This is a genomic window from Branchiibius sp. NY16-3462-2, from assembly GCF_001594145.1.
Taxonomy (GTDB): Bacteria; Actinomycetota; Actinomycetes; order Actinomycetales; family Dermatophilaceae; genus Branchiibius.
Map to the genome: position 1 here is coordinate 140,610 of NZ_LVCF01000025.1, position 25,576 is coordinate 166,185.

The 25,576-nt window shown below is 66.9% G+C and carries 22 protein-coding genes and 1 pseudogene; 10 read left to right on the forward strand and 13 right to left on the reverse strand.

What is annotated here, in order from left to right:
• The first annotated feature begins 61 nt into the window (after positions 1-61).
• Positions 62-949 carry a maleylpyruvate isomerase family mycothiol-dependent enzyme gene (locus AZH51_RS06710; RefSeq protein ID WP_291522568.1) on the forward strand — a complete coding sequence of 296 codons (888 nt, stop codon included), beginning with the start codon at positions 62-64 and terminating at the stop codon, positions 947-949.
• A 67-nt stretch (positions 950-1,016) separates the two neighbouring features.
• Positions 1,017-2,663 (forward strand): MDR family MFS transporter, encoded by a 1,647-nt coding sequence (locus AZH51_RS06715; protein ID WP_291523013.1) that lies wholly within the window; start codon positions 1,017-1,019, stop codon positions 2,661-2,663.
• Between the two features lie 39 nt (positions 2,664-2,702).
• On the opposite strand, the gene gndA is transcribed toward AZH51_RS06715, so the two are convergent.
• The 4 genes and pseudogenes from gndA to pdhA form a co-directional block, all read right to left on the reverse strand.
• Positions 2,703-4,148 carry an NADP-dependent phosphogluconate dehydrogenase gene (gene gndA / locus AZH51_RS06720; RefSeq protein ID WP_291522569.1) on the reverse strand — a complete coding sequence of 482 codons (1,446 nt, stop codon included), beginning with the start codon at positions 4,146-4,148 and terminating at the stop codon, positions 2,703-2,705.
• A gap of 85 nt (positions 4,149-4,233) precedes the next feature.
• Positions 4,234-5,631 carry a dihydrolipoamide acetyltransferase family protein gene (locus AZH51_RS06725; protein WP_291522570.1) on the reverse strand — a complete coding sequence of 466 codons (1,398 nt, stop codon included), beginning with the start codon at positions 5,629-5,631 and terminating at the stop codon, positions 4,234-4,236.
• Positions 5,632-5,643: 12 nt separating this feature from the next.
• Positions 5,644-6,633, reverse strand: coding sequence for an alpha-ketoacid dehydrogenase subunit beta (locus AZH51_RS06730; RefSeq protein WP_291522571.1), 990 nt, complete (start codon positions 6,631-6,633; stop codon positions 5,644-5,646).
• Positions 6,630-7,779, reverse strand: a pseudogene (pdhA, locus tag AZH51_RS06735) (pyruvate dehydrogenase (acetyl-transferring) E1 component subunit alpha). Before pdhA ends, AZH51_RS06730 begins: the two are co-directional and overlap by 4 nt.
• A 201-nt stretch (positions 7,780-7,980) precedes the next feature.
• Here pdhA and AZH51_RS06740 point away from each other — a divergent pair.
• Complete coding sequence (locus AZH51_RS06740; RefSeq protein WP_291522573.1) at positions 7,981-8,109, forward strand: hypothetical protein; 129 nt, start codon at positions 7,981-7,983, stop codon at positions 8,107-8,109.
• A gap of 12 nt (positions 8,110-8,121) precedes the next feature.
• Positions 8,122-8,358 (forward strand): cold shock domain-containing protein, encoded by a 237-nt coding sequence (locus tag AZH51_RS06745; RefSeq protein ID WP_291522575.1) that lies wholly within the window; start codon positions 8,122-8,124, stop codon positions 8,356-8,358.
• 496 nt (positions 8,359-8,854) lie between these two features.
• Here the strand turns inward: AZH51_RS06745 and hisC are convergent, their stop codons facing one another.
• The 7 genes from hisC to AZH51_RS06780 all read right to left on the reverse strand — a co-directional run bounded on the left by hisC (position 8,855) and on the right by AZH51_RS06780 (position 15,953).
• On the reverse strand, positions 8,855-9,943 hold the full coding sequence (gene hisC, locus AZH51_RS06750) for a histidinol-phosphate transaminase (RefSeq protein WP_291522576.1): 1,089 nt from the start codon (positions 9,941-9,943) through the stop codon (positions 8,855-8,857).
• Positions 9,940-10,338, reverse strand: a complete 399-nt coding sequence (locus tag AZH51_RS06755; protein WP_291522578.1) for a phage holin family protein — start codon at positions 10,336-10,338, stop codon at positions 9,940-9,942. The genes hisC and AZH51_RS06755 overlap by 4 nt, the downstream gene beginning before the upstream one ends.
• A gap of 77 nt (positions 10,339-10,415) precedes the next feature.
• The gene (locus AZH51_RS06760) at positions 10,416-11,516 is read right to left on the reverse strand and encodes a hypothetical protein (RefSeq protein WP_291522580.1); all 1,101 of its coding nucleotides are present in this window, start codon (positions 11,514-11,516) and stop codon (positions 10,416-10,418) included.
• A 146-nt stretch (positions 11,517-11,662) separates the two neighbouring features.
• A complete protein-coding gene (locus tag AZH51_RS06765; protein ID WP_291522583.1) occupies positions 11,663-12,466 on the reverse strand; it encodes an NUDIX hydrolase in 804 nt (267 codons plus the stop codon).
• 23 nt (positions 12,467-12,489) lie between these two features.
• The gene (locus AZH51_RS06770) at positions 12,490-13,260 is read right to left on the reverse strand and encodes a hypothetical protein (protein WP_291522585.1); all 771 of its coding nucleotides are present in this window, start codon (positions 13,258-13,260) and stop codon (positions 12,490-12,492) included.
• Between the two features lie 29 nt (positions 13,261-13,289).
• Complete coding sequence (locus tag AZH51_RS06775; protein ID WP_291522586.1) at positions 13,290-15,236, reverse strand: S8 family serine peptidase; 1,947 nt, start codon at positions 15,234-15,236, stop codon at positions 13,290-13,292.
• 120 nt (positions 15,237-15,356) lie between these two features.
• Entirely contained in the window at positions 15,357-15,953 is a 597-nt protein-coding gene (locus AZH51_RS06780) for a DivIVA domain-containing protein (protein ID WP_291522588.1), read from the reverse strand.
• Positions 15,954-15,984: 31 nt separating this feature from the next.
• Here AZH51_RS06780 and galE point away from each other — a divergent pair, with 31 nt between their 5' ends.
• Entirely contained in the window at positions 15,985-17,004 is a 1,020-nt protein-coding gene (galE, locus tag AZH51_RS06785; protein WP_291522590.1) for a UDP-glucose 4-epimerase GalE, read from the forward strand.
• Positions 17,005-17,130: 126 nt separating this feature from the next.
• Here galE and AZH51_RS06790 read toward each other — a convergent pair whose 3' ends face one another.
• On the reverse strand, positions 17,131-18,054 hold the full coding sequence (locus AZH51_RS06790; RefSeq protein ID WP_291522592.1) for a DUF559 domain-containing protein: 924 nt from the start codon (positions 18,052-18,054) through the stop codon (positions 17,131-17,133).
• A 187-nt stretch (positions 18,055-18,241) separates the two neighbouring features.
• On the opposite strand from AZH51_RS06790, the gene AZH51_RS06795 reads away from it, so the two are divergent.
• Entirely contained in the window at positions 18,242-18,466 is a 225-nt protein-coding gene (locus tag AZH51_RS06795; protein WP_291522594.1) for a hypothetical protein, read from the forward strand.
• 3 nt (positions 18,467-18,469) lie between these two features.
• Here AZH51_RS06795 and argS read toward each other — a convergent pair whose 3' ends face one another.
• On the reverse strand, positions 18,470-20,203 hold the full coding sequence (argS, locus tag AZH51_RS06800) for an arginine--tRNA ligase (RefSeq protein ID WP_291522595.1): 1,734 nt from the start codon (positions 20,201-20,203) through the stop codon (positions 18,470-18,472).
• 62 nt (positions 20,204-20,265) lie between these two features.
• Here argS and AZH51_RS06805 point away from each other — a divergent pair, with 62 nt between their 5' ends.
• The 4 genes from AZH51_RS06805 (at position 20,266) to AZH51_RS06820 (ending at position 25,547) form a co-directional block, all read left to right on the forward strand.
• On the forward strand, positions 20,266-20,985 hold the full coding sequence (locus tag AZH51_RS06805) for a hypothetical protein (protein WP_291522597.1): 720 nt from the start codon (positions 20,266-20,268) through the stop codon (positions 20,983-20,985).
• 52 nt (positions 20,986-21,037) lie between these two features.
• On the forward strand, positions 21,038-23,167 hold the full coding sequence (locus tag AZH51_RS06810; protein WP_291522599.1) for a hypothetical protein: 2,130 nt from the start codon (positions 21,038-21,040) through the stop codon (positions 23,165-23,167).
• A gap of 1 nt (position 23,168) precedes the next feature.
• Positions 23,169-23,981 carry a hypothetical protein gene (locus AZH51_RS06815; protein WP_291522600.1) on the forward strand — a complete coding sequence of 271 codons (813 nt, stop codon included), beginning with the start codon at positions 23,169-23,171 and terminating at the stop codon, positions 23,979-23,981.
• A gap of 111 nt (positions 23,982-24,092) precedes the next feature.
• The gene (locus tag AZH51_RS06820) at positions 24,093-25,547 is read left to right on the forward strand and encodes a cytochrome ubiquinol oxidase subunit I (protein ID WP_291522602.1); all 1,455 of its coding nucleotides are present in this window, start codon (positions 24,093-24,095) and stop codon (positions 25,545-25,547) included.
• The last annotated feature ends 29 nt before the right edge of the window (positions 25,548-25,576 follow it).

Here is a 25,576-nt window from a genome sequence, read left to right on the forward strand (position 1 = left end):
GAGTAAGGACCACCACCCGGGATGGAACGGACCACCCGGGCGCCTCAGTATGTTGGAGGTCATGCCGACCAATCCCCCACCGCCGACCGACCTCCCCGGCCTGATCGAGGCCTACGCCTCCACCGGCCAGGCGATCCTCGACATCGGGATGATGTACAAGGCCGACGAATTCGACAAGCCGACCCAGTGCCCGGGGTGGTCGGTCAAGGACCACATTTCCCACGTGGTCGCTCTGGAGAACCTGACCGCTGGTGGGGTCGAGGAGGACGTGGAAGTCCCCGACTACCCCTGGGTCACCACGGAAACCCAGCGATTCATGGAGCAGGGCGTCGAAGCCCGCCGCAAGAAGTCCGGACACGACGTCGTCGAGGAATGGAAACGCCTCTTCGCCAAGCGGATGCGCCAACTGCGCGATACGACCCTGGACCCCGACGCCGAGGTGAACGGCCCGTTCGGTCGCCGGCCGCTGCGGCTGCAACTCGAGGGCCGGATCGCCGACCTGTGGGTCCATGAGCAGGACCTGCGCCAGGCCGTGAACTGGCCGGGCAACCTGGACTCCGGCGGCGCCGCGATCTTCAGCACCTGGGTGCTGGACGCCTTCCCCAAGAACCTCGCCCGGCGCGCCGACGTACCGATCGGGACCTCCGTGATCCTGGACGTGTCCGGCCCGGTCCTGGCCCGTGAGGGCGTCCGGATCGTGCCCGGCGACGGTGACAAACCATTCGGTGAGCCGCTCTTCTCCGGGACAACGCACGTGGATGACATCGACCAGGCGACGGGCGAGATCATCCCGTTGCCGCCCGGCTCCACCGTGTCCATCCAGTTGTCGACCTCCGCACTCACCCGGCGGGGCGCGGGCCGGGTGCCGACCGACCAATTGAGGTACGCCGTGCAGGGCGACGAGGAGATAGCCCGGCGAGCGCTGGACGCGCTGACCATCACTCCCTGACACCGGCCGCGCACCACCCAGCCGATTAGACGGAGGCACCCTACGGTTCTAGACTCATCGGGTGTCAATGAAGTCTGAGAGCGCCGCCCCCGCCGATCACGGGTCACCCGCCCACATCAAGGCCATCCTGGCCGGGCTGATGCTCGGCATGTTCCTCGGCGCGCTCGACCAGACGATCGTCGCCACCGCCATCCGCACGATCGCCGACGACCTGGACGGGCTGTCCGCCCAGGCCTGGGTGACGACGGCCTACTTGATCACCTCGACGATCACGACGCCGATCTACGGCAAGCTCGGCGACCTCTACGGCCGCAAGAAGCTGTTCCTCTTCGCGATCACGATCTTCATCATCGGGTCGTTCCTGTGCGCCTTTGCCCAGTCGATGTACATGCTGGCCGCGTTCCGCGCCTTCCAGGGTCTGGGCGCCGGTGGTCTGTTCACCCTGGTGCTGGCCATCATCGGTGACCTGGTGCCGCCGCGGGAGCGCGCCAAGTACACCGGGTACTTCATGGCGACCTTCGCAACCTCCTCGGTGCTGGGTCCGGTCATCGGTGGTCTGTTCGCCGGCGCACCGACCATCCTGGGTCTGACCGGCTGGCGTTGGGTCTTCATGGTCAACGTGCCGATCGGCATCTTCGCGCTGGTCGTCATCTCCCGCACTCTGCAGATCCCGGCCTACCGCCGCGAGGCGCGGATCGACTGGTGGGGCGCCATCACCCTGGTGATCGGCCTGGTGCCGCTGCTGACGGTCGCGGAGCAGGGCCGCGAATGGGGCTGGGGCTCCGGCAAGTCCCTCACGGCGTACGCCATCGGTATTCTCGGCCTGCTCGCCTTCGTCTTCACCGAGTGGAAGATGGGCGATGACGCACTGATTCCGTTGCGAATCTTCAAGATCCGGGCCGCCACGGTCACCATCGTGGCCAGCGTGATCGTCGGTATGGCCATGTTCGGTGGCATCACGGTCCTGCCGCTCTACCTGCAGATCGTGCACGGTGCGTCGCCGATGGTGTCCGGCTTCATGATGTTGCCGATGGTGGCGGGCATGATGATCGCCGCGATCAGCTCCGGTCAGCTCACCGCCCGCACCGGCGTCATCCGGCCGTTCCCGATCTTCGGTACCGCGATCGCGGCGGTCGGCCTCTTCCTGCTGCACCTGATCTCGGCGGACAGCCATCTGTGGTTGGTGATGATCTTCATGTTCATCGTCGGCATCGGCATCGGTAACTGTATGCAGCCGCTGACGATCATCGTGCAGAACGCGGTCCCGCCGCAGGAGATCGGTGTGGCCACCAGCGCCGCGACGTTCTTCCGCCAGCTCGGCGGCACGATGGGTGTGGCGATCTTCCTGTCGATCCTGTTCAGCACCCTGGGCGACAAGATCACCAGCGCGTTCAAGGTGGCCGCCCCAGGGATCCAGGAGGCGGTCAAGGCCGATCCCTCGATCCTGAACAACCCGTTGAACAAGGCGGTCGTCGAGGGCGACCAGAGCGTGTTGGCCCAGGTGCAGAACGACTCCTCCATCATCAACAAGATGGCTGACGTGATCGCGCACCCGTTCAAGGTCGGCTTCTCCGACTCGATCGACCTGATCTTCCTGTGCGCCGCGGGCGTCATGGTGCTCGGGTTCCTGGTCACCCTGTTGATGCCCAAGGTCACCCTGCGCTCGCAGTCCCCCGCCCAGGAAGCAGCCGCCAAGGCCGAAGCGATCGGCTGAGGCCACCGCACCTCACCGCCGCCCCGGCCGGAGGGCCGCTCAGTCCTTGACCTTCGCCTCGGACCGGTCACCCGACCAGTCCGTGTGGAAGGTGCCAGGCTTGTCCACGCGCTGGTAAGTGTGCGCGCCGAAGTAGTCGCGCTGCGCCTGGATCAGGCTGGCGGGCAACCGCTCCGACCCGAGGGCGTCGTAATAGGCCAGCGCTGAAGAGAATCCGGGTGCCGGTACGCCGCTGGCCGCCGCGATCCCGACGATCCGCCGCCATGCCGCCTGGCCCTGCGCGACTGCGTCGGCGAAGTAGGAGTCGGCCAGCAAGGACACCAGGTGCGGGTCCCGGTCGTAGGCCTCGGTGATCCGGTTGAGGAACCGGGCTCGGATGATGCACCCGCCGCGCCAGATCTTGGCGATCGCACCGCGGTCGATGTCCCAGTCGTACTGCGCGGCTCCCGCCGAGATCAGGTCGAACCCCTGGGCGTAGGCGACCACCTTGGAGGAATACAGCGCGGCCCGTACGTCGTCCGCGAAGCTGTCCGGGACACTCACCTTCTCCGGGCGCTGGGTGATCGTCGCGCGCACCGCGTCCCGCTGCTCACCCTTGTCGGACACAGCCCGCGCGAAGACGGCCTCACCGATTCCGGAGACCGGGATGCCCAGACCGACGGCGTTCTGCACTGTCCACACCCCGGTGCCCTTCGAACCGGCGTGGTCGAGGATCTTGTCGACCAACGGCCCGTCCCCGTCCGGATCCTGCTGGGTGAGGATGTCTGCCGTGATCTCGATCAGATAGGACTCCAGGTCGCCTTCATTCCAGGCCTTGAACACCTCGGCGATCTGCGGGACCGTCAACCCGCCGGCCCGCCGCAGGAGGTCGTAGGACTCGGCGATCAGTTGCATATCGGCGTACTCGATGCCGTTGTGCACCATCTTCACGAAGTGGCCGGCGCCGTCGTGCCCGACGTGCGTCACGCACGGCTCGCCCTCGGCGACGGCGGCGATGGATTTCAGGATCGGGCCCAGGGTCTCCCAGGACTCATCCGACCCACCGGGCATGATGGACGGTCCGTGCAGGGCACCTTCCTCGCCACCGGAGATCCCGGTGCCGACGAAGTGAAGTCCCTTCTCCCGCAATGCTTTCTCGCGCTTGATGGTGTCCTGGAAGTTGGAGTTGCCACCGTCGACGATGATGTCGCCGGGCTCCATCAGGCCGGCCAGTTCCTCGATCACGGCGTCGGTGCCGGCACCCGCCTGAACCATGATGATCGCGGTCCGCGGTGTGCTCAGCGAGTCGACGAAATCCTCGATCTTCTCCGACTCCACGAAGCCGAGGTCGCCGTGCTCCTCCACGAGTTTCTGGGTCTTGGCGTAGGTGCGGTTGTAGACCGCGACCGTGTTGCCCTCGCGGGACGCGAGGTTGCGGGCCAGGTTCGAGCCCATCACGGCCATCCCGACCACGCCGATGTTGGCGGTACCGGTCTTGTCACTCATCGCAGTCACTTCCCGGCCGGGCACGGACGACCCGGACCTGCCGCCAGCGTAGGCAGCAGGCCTGCGTCGACTACCCCGATGGAGGTCAGCCCCAGACGAGTGCCTTGCCGGGGTCTTGCACCAGTGCGGCCAGGTCGGCCAGGAACTTCGATCCGAGTTCGCCGTCGATCAGCCGGTGGTCGAAGGCACAGCCCAGCTGGGTGACCCACCGCGGCTCGATCCGCTCGGTGCCGTCCGGATCGGTGACGACCCAGGGCATCCGCCGGATCGCACCGAGGCAGACGATCGCCGACTCGCCGGGGTTGATGATCGGCGTACCGCTGTCGATGCCGAAAACCCCCACGTTGGTGATAGTGATCGTGCCACCCGCCTGCTCCCGCGGCTGGGTCTTGCCGGCACGAGCGGTGTCGACGAGTTCGCCCAACGCAGAACCGAGTTCGCGCATCGTCATGCGGTCCGCGTCCTTGATGTTGGGGACGATCAGGCCACGCGGTGTCGCGGCGGCGATGCCGAGATTGACGTAGTGCTTGGTGACGATCTCCTGCGCGGCCTCGTCCCAGACGGCGTTCATTCCGGGGTTGCGGCGGACCGCGATGCAGAGCGCCTTGGCGATCACCAGCAGCGGGCTGACCCTGATCCCCTGGAACTCGCGGTCGCTGCTCAGCTTGTCGACCAACTCCATGGTGGCGGTGGCATCGACCGTGACGAACTCGGTGACGTGCGGTGCGGTGAAGGCCGAGGCCACCATTGCTTCGGCGGTGACTTTGCGCACGCCTTTGACGGGCGTCCTGGTCTCCCGCTCGCCGCCGCCGGTGGACATCGGTGTGGTGCCGTCGATGAGTGCCTGCACGTCGGCGTCGGTGACGATCCCGCCGTCCCCTGACGCCGGTACGTCGCGCAGATCGATCCCGCGCTCCTTGGCCAGTCCTCGGGTGGCTGGCTTGGCGAGCACCGGCCCACCCTCGCTTTGCCCACTTTTGGAACGCGTTTCACCTGAGTTCGCCGATTCCGGGTGAGTCCCGTTCCAAATGTCGGAGGTAGCTGAGGCTCCGGCGCGAGGTCGGCGGGCGGTAGCGGCTGCCGGAGCGCCGTAGCCGACCAGGTTGGGACCACTGCCGTCCTCCACGGCAACCGCCGGCGGGTCGGGCTCGAAGGCGGCCGCGACCTGCTCGGTAACTACCTGAGGTTCCTCAACGGCCGGTTCCGGCGGTGCAGTCTCTACCGGTTGCGAGACGACACCGTCGTTGACGTCGACGGCGATGATCGGCGTACCCACATCGACGGTGTCCCCCTCAGCCACCAGCAACTCGGTGATCGTGCCCTCCCACGGGATCGGCAACTCCACCAATGATTTCGCGGTCTCGATCTCGACCACGACGTCGTTCACCGAGACGGTGTCACCGACCTGCACCTTCCAGGTCGCGATCTCCGCGTCGGGCAGGCCCTCGCCGGGGTCGGGGAGGGTGAATTTCTGGATGCTCAACTCGTAACTCCCTTAGTACTTCAGCGACGTGTCGACGGCATCGAGGATGCGGTCCAGGTCGGGCAGGAACTCCCGCTCGTAGCGGCTGGGCGGGTAGGGCAGGTTGTAACCGCCGACCCGCAGCACCGGAGCCTGCAGGTGGTAGAAGCACTCCCGCTGGATCTGCGCGGCGAGCTCGGCGCCCATGCCGAGGAAGGTGCTCGCCTCGTGTACGACGATCACGCGACCGGTCTTGCGCGCGGCGGCCATGATCGCGTCGGTGTCGAGCGGATTGAGCGAGCGCAGATTCAGCACCTGCACCGACTTGCCTTCTGTTGCAGCAGTTTCCGCGGCCTGCACACAGGTTCGCACCATCGAGCCGTAGGTCAGGATCGTCACCTGGTCGCCCTCGCGCACGATGCGCGCCTCGTGCAGTCCGGCCGGTGCCGCGTCGCGAGCGCCGAGCGGGAAGTCACCCTTCTCGTGGTAGCGCCGCTTGGGTTCGTAGAACATCACCGGGTCCTGCGAGGCGATGGCCTGCTGGATCATCCAGTACGCGTCGACCGGGTCGGCGCAGGCCACGACCCGCAGTCCGGCGGTGTGCGCGAAGTAGGCCTCGTTGGACTCACTGTGGTGCTCGACCGCGCCGATGCCACCGCCGTAGGGCACCCGGATCACCAGCGGCAGCGCGAGGCGGCCACCCGATCGGGAGTGCATCTTTGCGACCTGGCTGACGATCTGGTCGAAGCCGGGGTAGATGAACCCGTCGAACTGGATCTCGACGACCGGGCGGTAGCCGCGCAACGCCAAACCCACTGCGGTGCCGACGATTCCGGACTCCGCCAGCGGGGTGTCAACAACCCGCTCGTCACCGAAGTCCTTCTGCAGCCCCTCGGTGATCCGGAAGACGCCACCGAGTTTGCCGACGTCCTCGCCCATCAGCACGACCTTGGGGTCGCGCTCCATCGCGGTACGCAAACCCTCGTTGAGGGCCTTGGCGAGTGACAACTTCTCCGTGCTCATGCCGAAACCCCCTCGAACGATGCGAGATACGCGGCGAACTGATCCCGCTCCCGCTCCAACGGTTTGTGTTCCTCGGCGTAGACGTGGTCGCATCGTCGGCAGTTCCGGATCCGGGATCGCCCGGCACTGGGCGCGCATATCGGCGGCCAGGTCATCTGCCTCGACGTCGACCTCATCGAAAAATTCACGGTCGGCGTGCGCGCGGGTCAGCAAGAAGCCGCGCATCCGCTTCACCGGATCCTTCTCCTTCCACAGATCGACCTCGGCCGCGTCGCGGTACCGGGTCGGATCATCGGAGGTGGTGTGCGCTCCCAGGCGATAGGTGAAGGCCTCGATGAGCGTCGGCCCGTCACCCGCCCGGGCGGCGTCGAGCGCCACTTTGGTCACGGCGTACGACGCAAGCACGTCGTTGCCGTCGACCCGGATGCCCGGCAGCCCGAAACCCTGCGCGCGTTGGTAGGGCGGGATGCGGAACTGGCGGCTGTTGGGCTCGGAGATGGCGTAGCCGTTGTTCTGGACGAAGAAGACGACCGGCGCGTTGGCGACGGCGGCGAAGTTCAGCGCCTCGTTGTAGTCGCCCTGGCTGGTGCCGCCGTCACCGGTGAAGGCGATGACCGCGGCGTCGCGGTCGGGGTCACCGGTGGCGACGGCGTGGTCGCGCTGGATGCCCATTGCGTAGCCGGTCGCGTGCAGCATCTGGTTGCCGATGACGATCGTGTAGAGGTGGAAGCGGTACTCCTCGGTGTCCCAGCCGCCGTGGCTGACGCCTCGGAAGAGTTGCAGCATCTGCGCGGGGCGGATGCCCCGGACGTAAGCCACACCGTGTTCGCGGTAGCCGGGGAACGCGTAGTCCTTCGGGCCCATCGCGCGGGCGGCGCCGACCTGGGCACCCTCCTGCCCGAGCAACGAGGGCCACAGACCCAGCTCCCCCTGTCGCTGCAGGGCATAACCCTCGGCGTCCAATCGGCGTACCAGCACCATGTCCCGGTAGAGGGTCCGGGCATCCTTGCTGTCCAGGGCTTCGACAATCGGCGCGTAGCGCTCGTTGGCCGCGCTGGTCGGGAGGCGCTTGCCGTCCCCGTCGACGAACTGGACCAGATCTGGTCCCCCGTCGGTGATGTCGCGCGCGGGCGTGCTGGTGACCATGGCTCTCCTCGTCTCCGAGGCGTGGTGACCCCGGTTTGGTGACTCCCGTCAGCCCGGGTGCGGGGTCGCCGCGATGAGCCGTCGGGTAGCGGTGTGATGCCGCTCACATATGCCAGTGAGATGACCCTACCCGCTCAGGATGGGCGGAGAGAACTCCGCTGCCTTACTGCGGCGTACGGCGTAGCGCGCCACACTGTGGGTATGAACCTTCCCAGCCTGGTCGCCAGCGGACCCGCCCAGAGTCCACCCGCCTGGTTCGGGGTGGTGTTCGCCCTCGGGGTCGCGGCGCTGGTGATCGCGCAGTACATCCGCTACCGGCGTCGCAAGTAGCTGGCTGTCTTCATGGCGGACACCGAAGCAGTGGGTGTCGTGAGGTTCTGGAAGGCGGAGCAGGGCTGGGGCGCGATCAGCTCGGCGGCGCTGCCAGCCGGGCGGGACGCGTTCGCGCACTTCAGCGCGGTTGACGCCGACGGTTACCGCGAACTCGCCGAAGGGCAGAAAGTCCGGTTCCGCTACCACGCTGCGCAGCAGGACAGCTTTAACTTCGTCGCGACCTGGGTCGTGGCGATCGACCGGTGACGATCGCAACCCAGTAAGTGCCTACTTCGAAGCGTTTACTTCGACCGATCGAGAGCCCGTCTTGTCTCTGAGCACCATCGCTTCAGTCCCCGTCGACCTTGCCTGCAGATCCACCGCGACAACCCCAGCCGTTCCCTTCGCCGGCACGTTGCCGATTACTTGATACGCACCGCTGCCGTTCGAAACTTGGAACCCGTGGGCGCAGTCCGTCGTGAGAATCACCCAGAGCGATCCGCCATCCTTGATGGTGACAGAACTGGCGGACGGCGAAAGCTGCTCGTACCAAACGGGACCGGTCATCTCTGCCGGGGAATTGATGTGCGTTCCGCAGACCTGTTTGCTGTCGGCCGCGCCAGCTGTTGACTGACAGCCCGCGAGCGCGAGGGCCGCGCTGATAACGGCGGCTACTGCTACGGGGCGCCGCGGCTCCCAGCGTGACATCACGACCTCCTGCCCCGACGGAAGTCGTCGCCGGTTAGATAACCGAAGGTACCGCTCAGCGGGCGCGGTACGCCGCCGCAACCTCGATCAACCGGTCATTCGCCTCAACCTCGGCGATCGTGCAACGCACGCCGTCACCGGCGAACGGCCGCACGACCAGACCCTGCTCCGCGGCCACCTCGGCGAATGCCAGCGCGTCATCTCCCAGCGGCAACCAGATGAAGTTCGCCTGCGAGTCGGGCACGTCCCAGCCCTGCTCGCGCAGGGCTTTGATCACCCGGGACCGCTCGATCACCAGATCTTCGACGCGGACGGCCAACTCGTCGTACGCCGAGAGGCTGGCGATCGCTGCCTGCTGGGCCAGGTCGCTGACACCGAACGGGACCGCCGCCTTACGCAACGCATCAGCGATCGGCTCGTGCGCGATGGCGTAGCCGACGCGCAACCCGGCGAGCCCGTACGCCTTCGAAAAGGTCCGCAGCACAATGACATTCGGGTGCGATCGCCAGACGGCGAGCGCATCCGCGGCCCGCGGATCACGACCGAACTCCACGTACGCCTCGTCGATGACGACCAACACGTCGGACGGGACCGCGGCAAGGAAGGAATCCAGCTCATCGGCCGGGATGATCGGACCGGTGGGGTTGTTCGGCGTACACACCAGCACCACCCTCGTGCGCTCGGTAATCGCAGCCGCCATCGCGGGCAGGTCGTGCGACGCATCCGCCGTGAGCGGCACCTGGACCGCCGTCGCACCGGACAGGCCCACGATGATCGGGTACGCCTCGAAGGAGCGCCAGGCGAAGATGACCTCATCCCCCGGGTCGCAGGCGATCTGCATGATCTGACCGAGAATGCCCACGCTGCCCGTGCCGGTTGCGACCTCTTCCGGCCGCACCCCGAAGTGCCCGGCGATCGCCGTACGCAACGCCGTCACGCTCATGTCCGGGTAGCGGTTGACCTGACTGGCTGCCTCCGCGATCACCGAAAGTACCGAAGGCAGAGGCGGATACGGGTTCTCGTTCGAGGAGATCTTGTACGTCGTGAACCCCTCACGCTGCGGCGCCGGCTTCCCGGGGACGTAGCTGGGGATCAGGTTGAGCGCCTCGCGCAGTCGCACCGAGCGAGTGGAATCCTCGGTCACCGCTTCCACTCCATGTCATCGGGCAGGAGAGCACTGAGCAGCATCCCGACCAGGGCCACGATCAGTCCACCCCACACCGCGTCCCACCAGAAGTGCGCCACGTGGAACGGCAGGTTGATCTTGCCGCTGATCCAGGACAGCAGCCCCAACATGCAGGCGTTGACCACCAGCAGGAACAGGCCGAGCGTGATCACGATCAACGGCACGCTGACAATCTTGAGCAGCGGCTTCACGAAGGCGTTCAGCACACCGAAGATGGCGGCGATCACCACCACCGCCAGGACGTTATGGGTCGTGTCGGCCGTCGGACTGCCCAGCGTGATCCCCGGGACGATCCAGGCGGCGAGCCACAAAGCGACAGCGTTGACACCGATGGTGATAGCGGCGACCTTCATGCCTGCATCCTCGCAGACGACACGCCAAAGGGTGGCCACCGGACATCCGGTGACCACCCTTCGATGAAGCGGGGCACTCAGGAGCTCTGGTAGCGCACCGCGTTGTAGAGGCTCGCGACCTGGTTGCCGTAGTACGGGGAGTACATGTAGCTCGGCGAGTTCGTGTAGATGAAATCGTTGTGCCCGTTGATCTGCCCGTAGTTGCCGTCGTAGTTGCGCAACCACGGACCGCCCGAGGAGCCACCGGTCAGACCGGAGTACATGTAGATCACGTTGCCGGCGGAGACCGTGTTGGCCGTGGCCTTCACCAGGTAGGCGCCGTTGAACGGGTAGGCCTGCGGGTAACCGAACGCGCTGGCGTAGAAGTTCGCCGACTGGTTCCAGGCCAGGCCCTGCGCGCCCAGGTAGTCAGCGATCCGGTAGCCGTAGTTGCGGTTCATGAACGCCGCACCGTTGTCGTTGGCGTAGTCGCGATTGCTCATCCACGAGCTCATCGTCGTCAGGCTGCGGGAGTACCAGTAGCCGTACGGCGCCGATCCGTTGGAGTAGGACGGGACGAAGGTGAAGTTGGTGTCCCACACGCGCGGTTTGGTCTTCGCGTTACCGTCGGCGTAGTCGTACACGCAGTGACCCGCGGTCCACACGGTGCTCTTGCCCTCGGAGTTCACAATCGCGCCCGAGCACACGTAGTTCCACGTCTGCCCGCCGTAGGTGCGGCTGAAGAAGACCTTCCCGACCGTCCGCGCCGTGGGTGCGTAGTACGGCAGGTTGGGGAAGCTGTACTTCGGGCTGACCGCCACGTTGGTCCGCTTCAGCGCCACGATCGGCGCAGCGGCCTTGATCGACTTGGCGGCACCCTGCGGCGTGGTCGCCTTGCGTGCCGGGGCCTTGCCGGAAATGACCTGCTTGTCGAGCGAGACCGCCGCCTTCATCCGGGCCGGGGTCCAGTAGGCGCTGACCGCCTTGGCCTCCGCGTGCACTCCGCTGCCCTTCACCAGCTGACGTACGGCGGGGCTGAGGGTGTTCGTGTGAGTGACCGTGGCCGAGTGCTTCAGCTTCGTGGTCGCCCGGTCCGAGGACGCCGCCTGGGCGGTGCCCACTGAGGTGGCCAGGGTCGCCGCAGCGATCACGGCGCCTGCGACGGCCATTCCGCGGCGGTGTTTCAGGGTGGTGTGCATGGCTGTTCCTTCCATTGACGGGTGGCTGCCTGGGGGATTCAGGCGACACCAACCAACGAGGAAGGACGGGCCGTGCGTGATACGGAAACAGTCTGAGGTATCTGGCGTGCAAGTGAATACTCCTGTTGGACAGAAGGATTCAGCTATCAGGCCCAGCCAGGGATCTCGGAATTCTCCAGATACACCGGACCGACACCGGAGTCGACCGCCCGCACCGCCTGCTCGATCAACCGCGCGGTGTAGGCCGCCGCGTGCTCCTGCACCGCTGCCTGGTCGCACCAGTGCAGCGACTGAATCTCCCTGGGCTCCAAGTGAATTCGCGACTCGTCGGCCGGGTCGAGTCGGGCGTCGAAGAGGAAGAGCACCGCGTCGTCCCACCCCCGCCACGGCGGCAGCCAGGTGACTGCGGCCAGGCCGGTCAGAGTGATGGGGACGTCGAGTTCCTCTTTGACCTCCCGACGTACGGCGTCCGCGGGCGACTCGTGCGGGTCCACCACTCCGCCGGGCAGGTCCCAGAATTTCTTATAGGACAACTGGCACAGCAACACCTCACCGGTGGCGTTGCGGATCAACGCCTGACCGATGGCTCGCTTGATCGGCAACGAGGCGTTCAACATCCGGTTGAAGGTCAGGGGATCGCTCAACGGCGGATCGCTGGCCACCCGCGCCAGACTCACCACGTCGACAGCGTCGCCACTGGCAGAGCGCCCGGCCTCGCGCAGAACACCTTCTCGGCGTAGACCGGCCCGGCTCACCGCCCGGATGCCCACGCGGTCGTCGGCCGGCAGCATCGCCTCGACCCTGATCGCCCCAGCGGAAAGCGCCCCCTCGACGACCTCGATGACCGATGTCTCAAGGCTCGTGCGAGCGGGCGCTCCCACCTCGGGCAGCTGCAGGCGCACCGTTCCGTCGATCGCGGTCTGGCGGATGGAAACCTGCGAGTCCGGCATGTCCGCAAATCTATCGGTGCGGGTTACTCCTGCTTGGTCCGGATGGTGTTGACGACCAGCGCGCCCGCTCCCAGCATGGCCAGGCCAAGGCCGCCGATCGGCAGCCACGGGGTCGAGGACCCCGTCGGCTCCTGCGGACCGTCGGTCACCACCGGCGGTCCGGTGGTGGTGGGCGGCGGTGTGATGGTCGAGGTCGGCGGAGGCGTCGAGGTGGACGTCGTCGTCGAGGTGGAGGTGGTCGAGGTGGTGGTGGTCGACGTCGAGGTGGTAGACGTGGACGTCGAGGTCGGCGGGGCCGCCGCGCACTTCACCCCGCCGAGGCGGACCCAACTACCGGTGACGCCGGGGCTGAAGTTGACGTAGGCACCGGTTGTCACGCCGGACGCCGCGCTCAGCAACGTCACCGAGCCCACCAGGTTCGCGTTGCCCGCGAACGACGCCAAGGAGACCGTCCTGGCCGCGGTGTAGGTACCCGCAGCACCGCCACCGGCAACGACGACTCGCGGTTTGCCCGACACGCACGAGGTCGTCACGGTGACCCGCGAACCCAGGGCGATCGTCGAGGTGACCGTGGCCTTGCCCCCGCTGGTGCTTGCCGACGCGGTGAAGAGGCCGTAACCGCTGGTCACCGAGCCGGTCCTCCAGCCGGAGCTGGCGATCGGGTCGGCGTAGGAGACGCCGTAGGCGGTATCACCTGCTGCGGCGAACGACGGGGAACCGGTCGCCAGGAGTAGTCCGGTTGCTCCGACGACCGTTACGACCGAGCCGGCGAACACGGCGCTGTTGCGCTTCATCGAGGTTCTCACTGTCCGTTGGCTGATCGTCACTTGAACGCGGAGAAGAACGCGGCACCGTTCGGGGTACCGACACCGGTCACGTTGTCCCAGCGAGGGCCGCTGACCAGGTTCTCAGGTTTGGCGTCCAGACCAACGACGTACCCCTGGTTGGGCACGACCTGACCGGCCGCGTTGTGCGCGTTGTAGAACACGCCCGACTTACCCGGGTAGTTGATGTCCTTGATCGCGGAGGTTCCGGCCAGCTTGTAGAAGATGGGCGCGGCGAGGCCGACCTTGGAATTGTTCTTCTTCTTGGCCAGGCCCACCATCGCCGCGACGATCGGCGACGCCAGGCTGGTCCCGCCGACGCTGGCGTAGACCGGCTGGTTGCCGTTGTTCATGTCCAGGAACCGGATGGTGTAGCCGGTGCCCGGGTCAGCCAACGCCGAGACGTCGGGTACGGCGCGGCGGGTGTAGCTGCCGACCTTGCCCTTCTGCCAGGACGGCTGCGCGTACGACGCGCTCTGCCCACCGCCGGCGCCCTTCACCGGCAGGAATTTCGCGGTGAACGTGAGGTCGGTGATGCCGGTGGTGGTGCTGGTCTTCGGCTGCCGGAAGAAGCGGTTCTCCCAGCCGGCCGCCACGGTCTGGACGCCCTTGGCGGTCAGGCCGATCGCCGTACCTCCGACTGCGGTCGTGTAGTTGCTCGACGCGGGCAGGCCGACGCCCGCGTAGCCCTGGACCTTGGTCTCGCTGATGGGCAGCGTGGTGTTGTTGCCGCTGTCGCCCGAGGAGGCGAACGTGCTGATGCCGGTCAAGGATGCCTGCAACATCGGACGGTCCCAGGCCGCCTTGGTGGCCGCGGTCTCGCCCCGGTCACTGCCGGTGCCGAACGACATCGAGATGGTGGTGACCTGGTGGGCGGTCACCATCTTCTGCAACGTTGCGGTCAGCGGTGCGTCTTCACAGGAGCCTGCGTCGTAGTAGTGGATGGTCGCGTTGGGGGCGATCGCATGGGTGGACTGCACGTCCAACGCCTGCTCGACGTTGACGCCCAGGGGGTCGCACTCCACCGGGATCTTCTTGCCGGCGCTGAACACCTTGTAGTTGGCGGCGGCCAACTGCGGGAAGCCGGCATCCTTCATGTAGGCATTGGTCTGCGCCAGGATCGACTTGTCGTTTCCCCACAGCAGGATGCCGAGGGTGGGCTTCTGCGCGGAGACCGGGGCGCTGCCGTAGATCTTCTGCAGGTCCTGGGGGATGTATCCGCAGATCGCGTTGGACATCACGCCGTACTTCTTGGCCTTGGGGTAGAGGTGGTCGCCCCAGTAGTACGCGCAGTTGGCGCTGCCATCGGTCGCACCGTTCGCGCTCGGGGTCACCTTCGCGCTGGCCTTGGAGGTGCGCAGCGCCGAGCGGGTTGCGTTCAGACCGCGCGCGTTCAGCGGCTCCTTCTTGGCGAGGGTGCTCAGCCCGGCGACCGCGATGACGCCGCTGGATTTGGCGATCGTCGGGTCGGTGTTCGGTGCCAGCCCGGAGACGGCGCCCAGCTTGGCCCGCTCGATGCGCACGGACAGCGACTTGTTCACCGTGCCGACGGTGCTGGTGACGAAGACCTGACCGGCGTCGCGGCTGACGTACGTCACGCGGTAGCCGTTGGCCTTCGCCCACGCCGCGGCCTTGTCGACCGCGGCCTGGCTCGCACCGAACCGGCGGGTGTACTCGGCCGGGCTGAGCACGACACCCTTGGCGGCCAGCGACTGCGCCTCGGCCTGGTTGGGCAGCGGCACCAGCAGGCTGAGCGACATCGAGGTCCCCGCAGCAGCGTCACCCTGGCGCAGTACTGGCGACTGGCCCGGTCCGGTGATGACCCGTCCCGATCCGACCAGGACGGACGAGCCACCCCCGGTGTCGGCCGCGATCGAGGCGGCGGCGGGCAGCATTGCTGCAGTGGTGGCAACCAGGGTGACGGTTGCGATCCGGCGGCGGTTCATTCAGGCACGACCTTCGTTGGCGAACGCGTTGTGGGGGTTTATGCAGGCGACACATAGCGCGCCGACAGGTACCGACCCTAGCGGCCTGAGCACTGCCACCGCCGCCGGCTCCGACAACGTTTAGATATCGGCCCGGTCGACCTGGTCCTGCAACGGCCGCAGGCGCGCCAGTTGGTCGAGAAAAGCGTCCACCTGCAGGGCGTCATAGCCCCGGGCGGTCCGGCGGGGCGGATAGAAGAGCACCGTCTCGATGTCAGGCAGCTGCTCCCCGCGGGCCATTGCGACCAGGACCTTGTCGAGGAAATCGTCGACCTCGTGCTCCTCGTAGGCGCGCTTCCCGGTGCGGGTGGCGAACCGCGAATCGCGCACCCAGTCCTGCTGCGCCGGCGTCCAGCGCAGCCGCGTCACGCGAGTGCTCCCGTCGCTCGGTGCGGCGGTGGGAGCCTCCGGCTGCAACCGGTCGACCAGATCCTGTTGCCATAGGTAGACCTGCCGCAGGAATCCGTCCACTGAATCCACGGCCAGTCCGCCGACCAGCGGGACCCGGCGGATCGCCGTACCGGCAATGTCGGGCAGTTGGCCACCCCGCTCCATGGTGAGGGCGATCCGATCCAGTTGCCGCTCGACGTCATCGCGCACGTAACCACCCCGCTCGGGCGGGAAAACCGCGGACCGGACGACCGCGATCTGATCGGCGGACCAGGGCAGGGACGGCATAGGGACAGTCTGGCACCGTAGGGTTGCCGATATGCGTGTCCTGGTCTCCGGCGGTGCCGGCTACATCGGATCCCATACCGTGCTCGCGCTGATCGCCAGCGGGCACGACGTTGTGATCGCCGACGACTTCAGCAACAGCAAACCGACCGTGCTGCCCCGCCTGGAGGCGCTGTCGGGTACGTCGATCCCCCTCTACAGCGTGGATCTCACCGATCCGGACAAGACCGAGCAGATCTTCGCCGAGCAACCGATCGATGCGGTGATCCACTTCGCCGGCCTGAAGGCCGTCGGCGAATCGGTGGCCAAACCGTTGGAGTACTACCGCAACAACCTGGACTCCACGTTCTCCCTGCTCACCGCGATGCGGCGGCACGGGGTGGGTCAGTTGGTGTTCTCCTCCTCGGCGACCGTCTACGGGGACAACGCCCCTGTCCCGTACGTCGAGACCTACGAACCGCTGTCCGCCGCCTCCCCCTACGGCCGGACCAAGGTCATGATCGAGCACGTGCTGTCCGACACCGCACGGGCCACCGACGGACTGCGGGTGGCGATGTTGCGCTACTTCAACCCGGTCGGTGCCGACGCCAGCGGTCAGATCGGCGAGGACCCGCAGGGCACCCCGAACAACCTGATGCCCTATATCGCGCAGGTCGCGGTAGGCCGCCGTCCGTCACTGACGGTCTACGGCAACGACTACCCGACAGCCGACGGCACCTGCGAGCGCGACTACATCCACGTCACCGATCTGGCGACCGGCCACGTGGCGGCGTTGAACCATCTCTCCTCGATGCAGGAGCCGGTGCGGGCGTTCAACCTGGGCACCGGCACGGGCACCTCGGTGCTGGAGTTGCTGCACGCCTTCGAGCGAGCGGTCGGCCGTGAGCTGCCGTGGGAGTTCGGTCCCCGTCGGCCCGGTGACCTGCCGGCCTACTGGGCCGACCCCACGCGGGCGCAGACCGAGTTGGGCTGGCACGCCACGAAAACCATCGATGACATGTGCGCCGACACCTGGCGCTGGCAGTCCGAGAACCCAAACGGTTTCCCGGACTGAGCGGTCGCGGCGGCCCGACGCACGTGCACTTTGTGCCGCAAACAGGGGTCGCGACCCGGAAACGCAGCCCCACTGGCGCACTTTGTGCCGCAAACGTGGTGTCACAACCACCGCAGCTGGCGACCCTCACGCGGCTTTGCGGCCGGGGAAGAACCGACGCCATTCATCCGACGAGATGCGCGCTGCGAGACCACGTTCCCGCAGACGCCTGACGAGCACATTCAGAGCTTCGGCGGGCTCCTTGTACAGATCGTGATCGGTGACGGTAATCAGACCCCACCCCTCGGTCTCGAACCAGCGGCGGCGGCGAATGTCCCATTGCCACTGCTTCGAAGACTCGGCATGCTGCCGCCCGTCGTACTCGAAGCCCACCTTCTGCTGGCGATAGCCCATGTCCAGGCGGTAGCGGACGTCACCTGAGGGATACCGGAACACCAGGTTCACGTCAGGTTCCGGCAGCCCAGCCAGTACGGCAAGCAGACGTGAGCGTGTCTCCCGCGGCGATTCGACTCCGGCGCGCACAAGCCCGGCCGCACGGCGCGCCAGCGCCGTCTGCTTGCCGCGGTACTGAGCCGCGTGGGCACGCAACAGTTGTTCGGTGACAGCGCCGCACTTGACCAGCGAGTCACCTAACGCCGTCAGTTCGACGAGGTCCAGGTCCGCGGCCAGTTCACAGAAGGTCTGCGCCGGCGAGGTCACCACCCGGCCGTCCACGCGGACCACATGAGGGCTCTGGGTACGGCGAGCGTCCACTCCCGCGAGCCGCAACTGTCGGTGCGGCGGCGGGTTGAGGTGCACGGAGCTGGAGTAGGGCGCGATCCCGCGCCAGACCGCAGCCGCCGAGTGTCGAGCGACGACAGCGGGTTGGGGTGCGAGCAGGAGCGCAGCGTCGAGCCTCATCCATTGCGAGGGCTGATGTCGTGCATCGGCGTAGACCCCGCGCAGAACCTTGCGGTACTTCGGCCCGCGCAGTTGATCGGGGCTGATCCCCGCGGCGATTGCTTCGGCGCGGGTCATCAGTCCGAATCGACGGCTCGGCAGCTGCTTCATCGCTGCATTCTGTGGGGTTGGCGACTCGGCGGGGCGCGGTTATCCACAGAGGCGACGGCACGAGCCGCGGGACCCCGATAACTCTCTTTTGCATGTTGTGTCGCATCTGGGGTCTGGTGATAGTCGAGGAGGGCCCAATTCCGCACATTGTGCCGCGAACGGGGGGAACGGTCCTAGCATCGGCAACATGACCTTCGACGCAGCGGCCACCTGGCCGGACCTGTTCGAGGGCTTGACCGCGGAGCAGAAGTCTTCGGTCGATGAAGCCCTCACCGCGCTGACCTCCGACGGCTACGAGCCCGGCAAGGACGAGGTGGCCAGCATCATCGATGGCGCCAAGCAGACCTCGATCGCTTCCTTCGGTTCACCGGCACCCTCCACGGACGAGGGCTCCGGGGCCGTCTCCTGGTAGCGGCTACATCTGCTCCGGGGTCTCGATTCCGAGCAGTGACAGCCCGGTCTGCAGCACCTGCAACGTCAGGGCGCACAGGGCCAGGCGGGAATCCCGCACGGCCGGATCTTCGGCTTTGAGGACCGGGCAGTGCTCGTAGAACGCGGTGAACGTCTGCGCCAGGTCGAACAGGTAGGCCGCGAGGCGGTGCGGCTCCAGGGTCTCCCCCACAGCAGCCACGACTGATCCGAAGTCCAGCAACTTCAGTGCCAGCGCGCGCTCGGCCGGCTCGACCAGCACGATCGGACCATCGAAGGCCACCGCATCCGCCCGACCGAGGATCGAGCGGATCCGGGTCGCGGCGTACTGCAGGTAGGGCCCGGTATTGCCTTGCAGCGCAACCATTCTGTCCAGGTCGAAGGTGTACTCGCTGTCGTGCGCGACGGACAGGTCGGCGTACTTGATGGCGGCCACTCCGACCTGCTGGGCGATGACGACACGCTCGTCGTCCGGCAGGTCGGGACGAGACTCGGCCACCACCTGTGCCGCACGGTCCAACGCCGCATCCACCAGCGACTGCAGACTCACCAGATCACCGGACCGGGTCCGCAACAACTTGCCGTCAGCGCCCAGGACCGAACCGATCTGCACGTGGATCGGTTCGGTGTCGACGATCCAGCCCGCCTTGTCGGCGGTCTCCCACACCATACGGAAGTGCAGGTTCTGCGGTGCGCCCACGACGTACAGTGTCCGATCCGCTTTGAGGTCAAGGGAACGATGCCGGATGGTCGCCAGATCCGTTGTGCCGTAACCGTATCCGCCGTCTGACTTGCGGACGATCAGCGGCACCGGTTTGCCTTCGCGACCGGTGTAGCCGTCAAGGAAGACGCACAACGCACCATCGCTGATGGTGGCAATCCCCTTCTCCTGCAATTCATCACAGATACCGGCGAGTTCGTCGTTGTACGTCGATTCGCCGGCCAGGTCGTTGTCGCCGAGGGTGATATCCAGCTCGGCGTAGACCCGGCGCAGGTAGGCCATCGACAGGTCGATGAGTCGCTGCCAGATGGCCAACGTCTCGGGGTCGCCGGACTGCAGCAACGTCACGCGCTTGCGCGCCCGCGCATCGAACCCCGGATCGCCGTCGAACTTTTCCCGCGCGTGGCGATAGAACGCGTTGGGGTCGGTGGTCAGCAGGTCCGCTTCGGCCGCATCGGACTCCAGCAAATGCTCGACCAACATGCCGAACGGCGTACCCCAGTCGCCGACGTGGTTCTGCCGGATCACGTCGTGCCCGATGAACTCCATCGTCCGCGCCAGGGAGTCGCCCACGACGGTGGTGCGCAGGTGACCGACGTGCATCTCCTTGGCGATGTTCGGGGAGGAGTAGTCGACGACCACCCGCTGCACCGGCACGTCCGGCAGACCCAGCTTCGGGTCGGCCAACTCGCGGCCGGCGGCGTCGGCGATCCAGGTCGTCATGAGCGTGACGTTCAGGAAGCCCGGGCCGGCGATCTCGACGCTCTCGATGAGTTCCGGCGCGTGCAGGTGCTCGACGATCGCGGCCGCGATGTTGCGCGGCGGCTGGCCGAGCCGTTTACCCAGGGCCATGGCCGCGTTGACCTGCAGGTCGGCGCTGGTCTGCTTCTTGTTGGCCGGTCGCACCACCGGGTCCACCTGCGCGAACTCCGGTCCGAACGCTGCCACGAGGGCGTCCTGGACCGCGCTGGTGAGGGCAACGGCGGGGTCGACGGTCATGGGCTCAAGGTTAGGGCGGGGCCGGGTCGTCCTTCGAATCGGTTTCGTGACAGCCTCGAATGGTGCGTCTGGATCCTGTCCGCCGTCTGGTGTTCCCCGCGCCTGCGCCCGTTGCCTTCGAACCCGCCGCCCCTGCCCGCCTTGTGCACTGGGCCGGCGGCGCCATGCTGCACGCCGACGTGGGCTCGGAGCTGACCGTGCTGCACTTCCACGGCAACGGCGACGACCTCCGCTCCTGCCAGCCCCTGGTCGCGAGCGTGGCCGGCCAGGGCGTCAGCATGGCCGTTGTCGAATACCCGGGGTACGGCGTGTTGTCGGGCCAGCAGACCACCGCCCCCGGGTTGCTGGCGGCCGCGCGGGCCGCCGCGGCACGGATCCCGGGCCGCGTCGTACTCTCCGGGTTCTCCTTGGGCACAGCGGTCGCCACTGTCCTGGCGGCCGACGGGGTCGGGGAGCGACTGGTCCTGACGGCACCGTTCACCTCGTCGCGGGAGCTGGTGCGGGATAAGTGGTTGCAGGCGTTCTGGCCGGTGTTCCGCGACCGTTTCGACAGCGCCTCCCTCGCTCCCTCCATCAGCATCCCGGCGCTGGTGCAACAGGGCGATCGGGACCGGGTGCTGCCCTTCAGCCACGGCCAGCGCCTCGCAGGACTGCTGCAGGATGCGGTGTTCCGCCCGCTGCCCGGTCGTGGGCACGGCGACCTCGACCCACTGATCGCCGACGCGGTCGTGCGGGCCGCGACCGTTCCCGACGAGTCATGGCGCGAGATTCCCGCTCCCTGACAGGGCATCCGCCGATAGCATCGCGGCACTGCCCAACCCCCGGGAGCCACGAGTGTCATCCGAACCGTCCGCCGAAACCGCTTCGACGAACCTCGCCAGCCGCATCCTCATGGTGCTCGCGACCATTCTCACGGCTGCCGCCATGCTCGCGGGGCTGGCCAACTTCGAACTGCTCAACGGCAACCGTTTCGCCGGTCACGCCGATGACATCCGCAAGGACCCGGCGGTCGCCAGCGCGTTGGGGGTGATCGTCACCGACAAGATCATCACGGCCAACACCAACCTCGCCGCCCTGCGGCCCCTGGTGCAGAGCACGACGACCTCGGTTATCGAGAGTGACGCGGCCGGGCCCGTTTTCCGTAGCGCCGTCCGGCCGTTGCACCAGTACCTCACCTCTGACAGCGACAGCCAGGTCCTGCTGCAGGCCGCCGACATCGCCGCGATCTCGATCTCCGCCCTGAAGGAGTTCAAACCGGACCTGGTCGCCAACGTGCCGGCGGATCTCGACGTCACGTTCTCCTCGATCGGTTCGCAGTCCTTCGCCGCGCACACGCTGCAGGCGGCTCGGTGGGTGCGGGTGCTGTCCTGGTTGCTGCCGCTGTTGGCCGCGCTGTGCCTGCTGGGCGCTGTGCTGCTCGGACGCCGCACCTGGCGATCCGCCGGCTTCACCGCGGGACGTGTGCTGCTTTGGGCCGCAGGGGTTTTCGGCGGACTCGTCGCGATCGGAGTCATCGCCAACGCCATCTTCACCCCGAAGGGCCTGGTCCCGGCGGTGGCGTCCGCTGCCTGGTCGACGATGGTCGTCCCGACCGCCATCCTGACCCTCATCGTCGGGTTTGCCGGCCTGGTGCTGATCGGCTGCGCGCGCACCCTGCCGGTGCGCAACCTGCGCGAATTCGACGGGTGGGCGCTGCGGGCCGTGCGCTCGCGGCCCACCACACCGGCCGGCTGGGGGCTGCGGGTCGTCGGTCTCGGGCTCCTCGGCGTACTCATGGTGCTGCGCCCGGCCATGGTGATCCAGTTCCTGGTCGCCCTCGCCGGGGTTCTGCTGATCACCTACGTACTGTGCGAGGTCCTGATCTCGGCGTACGAGGCCGCGAGCGAGCGCGGCCTGGCACCCAGGTTCCTGGCGGGCATCCGCCGCAACGGCGCGCGGATCCTGGCCGGGCTGGCGGCGTTGGCGCTGCTGGTGTCGGTGACCGTCTTCGCCTGGCCGCAGAGTACGTCGATCGCGGCCGAGAGCGGGCCCGCGGACGAGCGCTGCAACGGCTGGGTGCAGTTGTGCGACCGGCCCTACAACGATGTGTCCTTCGAGGCCAGCCACAACTCGATGAGCGCACTGGACGAGAACTACTTCCTGGCCGAACAGCCCAACGGCATCATCGGCCAGTTGAACGCCGGCGTGCGGGTCTTCCTGATCGACAGCTGGTACGGCCAGGCCACCAACCGCCCCGGTGTCATCGCCAACTCCGATGCCACCCGGGCGCAGGCGGTCGCCCAGGCGAACGAGACGTTCGGTGCGAGCACGGTGCAAAGTGCGCTGCGCCTGCGCAACTCGCTCAACGTGAAACCGGAGGGACCCATCGGGCTCTACCTGTGTCACGAGTTGTGCGAGCTGGGGGCGACCGACTGGCCGAAGGTGATGGGTCAGGTCAAGACGTGGATGGACCGGCACCCGCGCGAGGTCGTGACGTTCTTCGTGCAGGACGTCGTCTCCCCTGCAGATGTCGCCAAGATGCTGGGTGACGTCGGGCTGTCCGACAGGCTCTACACGCCGCCGGCCAAGGGCCAGGACTGGGCGAACCTCGGCCAGATGATCTCCAGCGGCAAACGCCTGGTGTGGTTGCAGGAGAACAAGGTCGACACGGCGGCCTACCCGTGGATGCTCGATGGGCAGACCTGGTCGCAGGACACCGAGTACACCAACCCGAGCGTGTCCTCATTCAGCTGCGCCCTCAAACGCGGTGAGCCCGACAACCCGATCTTCCTGATGAACCACTGGTTGAGCGGGTTCAGCAGCCTGCAGGCGGACGCCAAGAAGGTCAACGCCCGCTCGGTGCTGCTGCCGCTGGCGCAGAAGTGCGAAGAGGAGCGTGGCCAGATCCCCAACTACGTCGCGGTCAACTACTACAACCTGGGTGACCTGAAGTCAGTGGTGCAGACCCTCAACGGACTGGACTGACATGGTTTCCCGGATTGTCGCCGGCATCCTGGCAGTCCTGGGCGTGCTGCTGCTCGTCGTCGGGATGCTGGCTGGCTTCACCCGCTACGAGGTGCTGGACAGCGCGCGGTTCACGGCCACCGCCGACCAGGTCCGCAAGGATCCGGAGGTCGCCAAACAACTGGGCATCGTCGTCACCGACCGGATCGTGGCCGCCAACCCGAACCTGCGGCTGCTGCGTCCGCTGGTCCAACGCACCGCGACCTCGGTCATCACCCAGGACTCGTTGACCCCGTTGGTCCAGGGTGCGGTCCAGCCACTGCACCAGGCGATCGTCAACGGCGACGCGAGCGATGCGGCGCTGCAACTGAACAAGGTCGGCGCCGAGGTCGTCGAGGGGCTGCGCACCGTCCGGCCCGATCTGCAGATCTCGGCACCCGCGGACCTGACCGTCGGGCAGCAGGCGCTCGGCGCGCAGCAGGCGTTGGAGCAGATCGCCAAAGTCTCCGGCTGGGTCACGCTCGCGTCTTGGCTCAGTCCACTCATCGGCGTACTCCTCCTGGCCCTGGCCGGTGCTCTGCGCGGGGGCATACGGGGCGCTATCCGGTGGGTCGGCGGCGGATTGATCGGTGCGGCAGTGCTGCTCGCGATCGCCACCGGTCTCGGGACGCTGGCCGCCGACTCCCTCACGGCCACCTCCGTGGCCACCGCGGCCGCCAAAGCGGGGTGGCCGCACCTGTCGCCCACGCTGTGGATGCTCGCCGGAGCCGTGGCCGTGATCGGTGTGGTCGTGACCGCCGCCAGCCATCTGCGCAGGGACCCACAACGCGGTTAGGTCGCACTTCCTATGCAGCGCGCAAAATCCGGGAGTAGCTTCTACTACAGCGTGTAGTAGAAGACACCAAGGATCGGCTGTGCGCAGCCGCAGGACACATGGGGAGAAACCATGGATGCACATACCGCGCTAGACCTCGCGCGATGGCAGTTTGCGATCACCACCGTCTACCACTTCCTCTTCGTACCGGTGACGATCGGCCTGTCCTTCGTGGTCGCGGTCTTCCATACGTTGTGGATCACCAAGCGTGACCCGCAGTGGATGCGGTTGAGCAAGTTCTTCGGCAAGCTCTTCACGATCAACTTCGCGCTCGGCCTGGTGACGGGCATCGTGCAGGAGTTCCAGTTCGGGATGAACTGGAGCGACTACTCCCGCTTCGTCGGTGACATCTTCGGTGCGCCGCTGGCCATCGAGGCGCTGCTCGCGTTCTTCCTCGAGTCCGTCTTCCTGGGGTTGTGGATCTTCGGCTGGGGCCGGATCCCGGAGAAGTTGCACGCCGCGACGATCTGGCTGGTGCACATCGGCACCGTTCTGTCGGCGTACTTCATCCTGACGGCGAACTCGTTCATGCAGAACCCGGTCGGCTACAAGAACAACCCCGAGACCGGGCGCGCCGAGCTCACCGACTTCTTCGCGGTGCTGACCAACAAGGTCCAGTTGGTGACCTTCCCGCACGTGATCTTCTCTGCCTACCTGTGTGGTGGCGCTTTCGTCCTGGGTGTCGCCGCCTGGCTGGTGTGGCGCAACAAGGAGCACGCAGACAGCTCGATGTACCGCAAGGCCGCCAAGTTCGGTGCCTGGATGACGCTGGTCGCCGGTCTGGGTGTGGTCATCTCCGGTGACGCGCAGGGCAAGATCATGACCGAGGTGCAGCCGATGAAGATGGCCTCCGCCGAGGCGCTGTACTACAGCCAGGACGGCGCCCCCTTCTCCATCCTCACCATCGGCAGCCTCAACGGCCAGGAGGAGAAGATCGCCATCACCGTGCCGAAGCTGTTGTCCTTCCTGGGCACCGGAAGCTTCAACGGTCACATCCAGGGCATCAACGACCTGGAGAAGGAGTACCAGGCCAAGTACGCCAGCGACCCGCTGACCCGGGCCGAGAGCTACACCCCGACCATCCCGCTGACCTACTGGTCGTTCCGGTTGATGATGGGATTCGGCTTCGCGGCTATGGCGATCGCCATCGTGGCCCTGTGGTCGCTGCGCAAGAGCAACTGGGACAATTCGCTGACCAACCGGTGGTGGAAGTGGCTGGGCCTGGCCGTGCTGCTCTTCCCCATCCTGGGCAACAGCTTCGGGTGGATCTTCACCGAGGCCGGCCGCCAGCCGTGGATCGTCTTCGGCCTGCTGACCACGTCCAACGGCGTCAGCCCCAGCGTGGGTCCGTGGACCGTGCTGCTCTCGCTGGTCGGGTTCACCCTCCTGTACGGCGTGCTGGCCGTCATCGAGGTCGGGCTCACCTTGCGCTACGCGAAGGCGGGTGCGCCGCCGTTCGACGATCCGTTCGAGGACTCGGACGACGACTCCGACGACGCCGACAAACAACTGTCCTTCGCCTACTGACACTGCGGATCGGATAAGGAGACAACATC

Bases quoted from the DNA above. Each gene is read 5' to 3' on its own strand.
- AZH51_RS06710 (WP_291522568.1), top strand. From the start codon at position 62: ATGCCGACCAATCCCCCACCGCCGACCGACCTCCCCGGCCTGATCGAG.
- AZH51_RS06715 (WP_291523013.1), top strand. From the start codon at position 1,017: ATGAAGTCTGAGAGCGCCGCCCCCGCCGATCACGGGTCACCCGCCCAC.
- gndA (WP_291522569.1), bottom strand. From the start codon at position 4,148: ATGAGTGACAAGACCGGTACCGCCAACATCGGCGTGGTCGGGATGGCC.
- AZH51_RS06730 (WP_291522571.1), bottom strand. From the start codon at position 6,633: ATGAGCACGGAGAAGTTGTCACTCGCCAAGGCCCTCAACGAGGGTTTG.
- AZH51_RS06740 (WP_291522573.1), top strand. From the start codon at position 7,981: ATGAACCTTCCCAGCCTGGTCGCCAGCGGACCCGCCCAGAGTCCACCC.
- AZH51_RS06745 (WP_291522575.1), top strand. From the start codon at position 8,122: ATGGCGGACACCGAAGCAGTGGGTGTCGTGAGGTTCTGGAAGGCGGAG.
- AZH51_RS06755 (WP_291522578.1), bottom strand. From the start codon at position 10,338: ATGAAGGTCGCCGCTATCACCATCGGTGTCAACGCTGTCGCTTTGTGG.
- AZH51_RS06760 (WP_291522580.1), bottom strand. From the start codon at position 11,516: ATGCACACCACCCTGAAACACCGCCGCGGAATGGCCGTCGCAGGCGCC.
- AZH51_RS06765 (WP_291522583.1), bottom strand. From the start codon at position 12,466: ATGCCGGACTCGCAGGTTTCCATCCGCCAGACCGCGATCGACGGAACG.
- AZH51_RS06770 (WP_291522585.1), bottom strand. From the start codon at position 13,260: ATGAAGCGCAACAGCGCCGTGTTCGCCGGCTCGGTCGTAACGGTCGTC.
- AZH51_RS06775 (WP_291522586.1), bottom strand. From the start codon at position 15,236: ATGAACCGCCGCCGGATCGCAACCGTCACCCTGGTTGCCACCACTGCA.
- AZH51_RS06780 (WP_291522588.1), bottom strand. From the start codon at position 15,953: ATGCCGTCCCTGCCCTGGTCCGCCGATCAGATCGCGGTCGTCCGGTCC.
- galE (WP_291522590.1), top strand. From the start codon at position 15,985: ATGCGTGTCCTGGTCTCCGGCGGTGCCGGCTACATCGGATCCCATACC.
- AZH51_RS06790 (WP_291522592.1), bottom strand. From the start codon at position 18,054: ATGAAGCAGCTGCCGAGCCGTCGATTCGGACTGATGACCCGCGCCGAA.
- AZH51_RS06795 (WP_291522594.1), top strand. From the start codon at position 18,242: ATGACCTTCGACGCAGCGGCCACCTGGCCGGACCTGTTCGAGGGCTTG.
- argS (WP_291522595.1), bottom strand. From the start codon at position 20,203: ATGACCGTCGACCCCGCCGTTGCCCTCACCAGCGCGGTCCAGGACGCC.
- AZH51_RS06815 (WP_291522600.1), top strand. From the start codon at position 23,169: ATGGTTTCCCGGATTGTCGCCGGCATCCTGGCAGTCCTGGGCGTGCTG.
- AZH51_RS06820 (WP_291522602.1), top strand. From the start codon at position 24,093: ATGGATGCACATACCGCGCTAGACCTCGCGCGATGGCAGTTTGCGATC.